At 69.2% G+C, this 3,920-nt stretch carries 4 protein-coding genes; 3 read left to right on the plus strand and 1 reads right to left on the minus strand.

Annotated elements, in window-relative coordinates:
- A partial coding sequence (locus Q4F04_RS06015) for a uracil-DNA glycosylase family protein (RefSeq protein WP_303368930.1) occupies window positions 1-557 on the minus strand: 557 nt, incomplete at its 3' end.
- A 148-nt stretch (window positions 558-705) separates the two neighbouring features.
- Here Q4F04_RS06015 and Q4F04_RS06020 point away from each other — a divergent pair.
- From Q4F04_RS06020 to kdsA, 3 genes are all read left to right on the plus strand, one after another.
- On the plus strand, window positions 706-1,359 hold the full coding sequence (locus tag Q4F04_RS06020; RefSeq protein ID WP_303368935.1) for an ABC transporter ATP-binding protein: 654 nt from the start codon (window positions 706-708) through the stop codon (window positions 1,357-1,359).
- Window positions 1,343-3,181, plus strand: a complete 1,839-nt coding sequence (locus Q4F04_RS06025) for a capsule biosynthesis protein (RefSeq protein WP_303368931.1) — start codon at window positions 1,343-1,345, stop codon at window positions 3,179-3,181. Before Q4F04_RS06020 ends, Q4F04_RS06025 begins: the two co-directional genes overlap by 17 nt.
- Window positions 3,178-3,920: 3-deoxy-8-phosphooctulonate synthase (gene kdsA, locus Q4F04_RS06030; protein ID WP_303368932.1), on the plus strand; the 743-nt coding region annotated here is incomplete at its 3' end. The genes Q4F04_RS06025 and kdsA, both read left to right, overlap by 4 nt.

A 3,920-nucleotide genomic window follows, 5' to 3' on the forward strand; every position in this document is an offset into this window, starting at 1 on the left:
TCGGCCTCGAACCACGGGTTGCGTTTCAGCCAACCGGTATTCCGCCATGACGGGTGAGGCAAGGGAAACACCCGCGGCGCATGGTCCCGCCAGCCCGCCACGGCGGCGGTCACGTCCCGCAGGCCGAGATGCCAGCGGATCGCGTAGCCGCCGATCAGCAGGGTGACGCGGGGCTGCAGTTCCTCAAGCACCCGCGCCCGCCATGTCGCCGCGCAGAGCGGCGGCGGCGGAAGGTCCGACCCCCTGGCGTCATAGCCCGGAAAGCAGAAGCCCATCGGCACGATCGCGACGCGCGAGCGGTCATAGAAGGTGGCCTCGTCCACCCCCATCCAGCGGCGCAGCCGCTGGCCCGAGGCGTCGGTGAAGGGCCGGCCCGAGTTATGGACCCGCATCCCCGGCGCCTGGCTTGCCACCAGCACCCGCGCGCCGCGGGCGAACCAGACGACGGGGCGCGGGGCATGACCCGTCGCCGTCAGGGCGAAGCGGTCGGCGCAAAGGCGGCAGCCGCGCAACTCGGCGGCGACGGGCAGGTCTTCGGGCGGGGACAGGTCGTTCATGGGCGTTCAGATAGGAACGCGGCGGGCCGATAACACCTCGCATTCTCACGATCCGCTGCGTTTGATTGGACATAAGGTCGTCTGCGCCCTATGTTCGGCCCCTGAAGCGGGCGGCTGGCGCCCGATGTCTCATGCGCCTTTTCGCCGGATGCTGGAATTCGACAACGTTTCAAAGTCGTTCTGGACCGGAACGCAGCGCAAGGTCATCCTCGACCAGGCCTCGTTCCGGGTGGAACTGGGGCAGTCGCTGGGCATCCTCGCGCCCAACGGGACCGGCAAGACCACCATCATCAACATGATGTGCGGGCTGGAAAAGCCCGACGAGGGCACGATCCGCGCCGATTGCCGGGTGTCATTCCCGCTGGGCTTCATGGGCGGCGTGATACCCAAGCTGTCCGCCAACGAGAACGCGCGCTATATCGCGCGGATCTACGGGCTGGACCCCGATTACGTCTCGGCCTTCTGCCGCTGGCTTTGCGATATCAACGAATATTTCGACCAGCCGGTCGGCACCTACAGTTCCGGGATGCGGTCGCGGCTGACATTCTCGCTGCTGCTGGCGCTGGATTTCGACATCTACCTGATTGACGAGGGGATGCCGGGTTCGACTGACGTGGAATTCAACCGCAAGGCCGGCAGCGTGCTGTATGACCGGCTGAAGACCGCGACCGTGGTGGTGGTGTCCCACCAGCCCGCTACGCTGGAAAAATTCTGCCGCCGCGCGGGCGTGTTGCGCGATGGGCGTCTTTACATGTTCGATTCCCTGGACGAGGCCAAACAGTATTATGACTACACCGCCTAAGGTCCGCCGCTTCCATCTCAGCCCGTCCGAGTCCCCCGTCGCCGCCGCCCGCGAAGCGGCAAGAACAGCCGCCCGGCCCGACCCCGCCCCGCCCCGCGCCGAGGCAGAGCCTGCGCGCACGGGCGTCAGGGTCGAGGTGCACAAGGGCGCCCGGTCAGCCGAGCCTGCGGGTCCGCCCGCGGCACAAGACCGGCCGGGCGGCGACATGCCCTTCGGCAACACCGACGACGGCTTCGGCAGCATGCGTTTCCCGGGGGCCGACGCCGCGGCCCCGCTGCAGGCGGCGAACGCGCCGGCGGGTCCCCAGCCGCCCCCTGACGCGGATGCCGAGGCGCTGGCCGCGATCCGGGCCGAGAACCTGACCTCGCGCCAGTTGCGGATGGCCGCGCGCATCGCGGCCATGCACGAGATCGAGGTTTCCTCGGAATACGAGGCCGTGCTGCGCCTGCGCCAGCGCGGCATCGACCCCTTCCACCGGGGCGCGGTCGGCAAGATCCTGTCGGACGCGGGCCACGAGGCGCAGGCCGCGCCCTCGCCTCTTGCCCCGGCCACCGTGCCGGGGGGAAGGCCCCAGCGCAGCCGCAGCCGCGAGATCGTGCCCCTGCCCCCGCCCGGCGAGGTCGGCCCGCCACGGCGTCCCGAACTGCCCTCGCGCGAGGCGCTGACCGAGGAACGGCGCGCGGCGGAAATCTACCGCATCCAGCGCGACATCGCCCGCCGCCGCCGCAAGAGGCTGGCCTTCCTGATGGCGCGGCTTGCCTTCTTCGTGGGCCTGCCGACACTGATGGCGGGCTGGTATTACTTCACCCAGGCGACGCCGCTTTACGCGACCCATTCGCAGTTCCTGATCCAGACCGCCGATGGCGGCTTCGGCGGCGAATCGGCAGGCCTGCTGGGCGCGTCGCCCATGGCCACCAACCCCGACAGCGTGTCGGTGCAAAGCTACCTGACATCGCGGGGGGCGATGCTGCGGCTGGACGACGACCTGGGCTTCACCCGCGCCTTCCAGGACCCGGCGATCGACGCGCTGCTGCGGCTGCCCGAGGATGCGACCGCCGAACAGGCCTACAAGCTTTACGAGCAGTCGGTGAAGATCGGCTATGACCCGACCGAGGGCGTCATCAACATGGAGGTGATCGCCCCTGACCCCCAACTGTCCGAGCAGTTCTCGCTGGCGCTCATCCGCTATGCCGAGGGGCAGGTGGACCAGATGTCCGCCCGCCTGCGCGACGACCAGATGAAGGGCGCCGCCGAAAGCTATGCGGATGCCGAGCGGAAGGTGCTGGAATCGCAGGACCGCATCCAGGAACTGCAGGTGCAGCTAGGGGTGCTGGACCCGATGGCCGAAAGCGGCGCGGTCATGGGCCGGATCGGCTCGCTTGAAACCCAACTGGCCGAGAAGCGGCTGGAACTGGGACAGCTTCTGTCCAACCCCCGCCCGAACCAGAGCCGGGTGCAGGGCGTCGAGGGCGACATCAGCCGGATCGAGCAGATGATCGCGGAAACCCGCGCGCAACTGACCGAGAATACCGGCAACCGTGCCTCGCTGGCCGCGATCACGGGGCAGTTGCGGATCGCCGAAAGCGACCTCGCCACCCGGCAGCAACTGCTGGCGGCCGCCGCCACGCAGATGGAGGCCGCGCGGGTCGAGGCCAACAAGCAGGTGCGCTATCTCTCGCTGTCGGTGGCCCCGGTTCCGCCCGACGCGGCGACCTATCCCAAGGCGCTGCAGAACACGATCGTGGCCTTTCTCATCTTCTCGGGGATCTATCTGATGATGTCGCTGACCGCCTCGATCCTGCGCGAACAGGTGTCGTCATGAGCGCCGCCCCGCGCCACGTCGCCGTGAGGGGCGTGACATTCGGCAACGACCTGCCGCTGGTCCTGATCGCCGGTCCCTGCCAGCTTGAGACGCTGGACCATGCCCTGTCGATCGCCGAGCCCCTGGCGCAAGCCTGCGCCAAGGCGGGCGCGGGCTTCGTCTTCAAGGCCAGCTACGACAAGGCCAACCGCACCTCGCTGTCGGGCAGGCGCGGCGTGGGCATCGACGAGGGGCTTGCGATGCTGGCCGCCGTGCGCGACCGGATCGGCTGCCCGGTGCTGACCGACGTTCATGACGAGGCGCAGGCGATACGCGCGGCCGAGGTCGCGGACATCATCCAGATCCCCGCCTTCCTGTCGCGCCAGACCGACCTGCTGCTGGCCGCGGGCCGCAGCGGCGCGGTCGTGAACGTCAAGAAGGGCCAGTTCCTTGCCCCCTGGGACATGGGCAACGTGGCCGACAAGGTCGCCTCGACCGGCAACGAGCGCATCCTGCTGACCGAACGCGGGGTCAGCTTCGGCTACAACACGCTGGTCGCGGACATGCGGTCCCTGCCGATCATGGCGCGGACGGGCTGGCCGGTGGTGATGGACGCGACCCACTCGGTCCAGCAGCCGGGCGGCCAGGGCGGATCGTCGGGGGGCCAGCGCGAATTCGCGCCGGTGATGGCCCGCGCCGCCGTCGCCATCGGCGTGGCGGGCGTCTTCATCGAAACGCATGAGGACCCCGACCGGGCGCC

The sequence above is a fragment of the Paracoccus sp. (in: a-proteobacteria) genome, assembly GCF_030536915.1.
Lineage (GTDB): Bacteria > Pseudomonadota > Alphaproteobacteria > Rhodobacterales > Rhodobacteraceae > Paracoccus.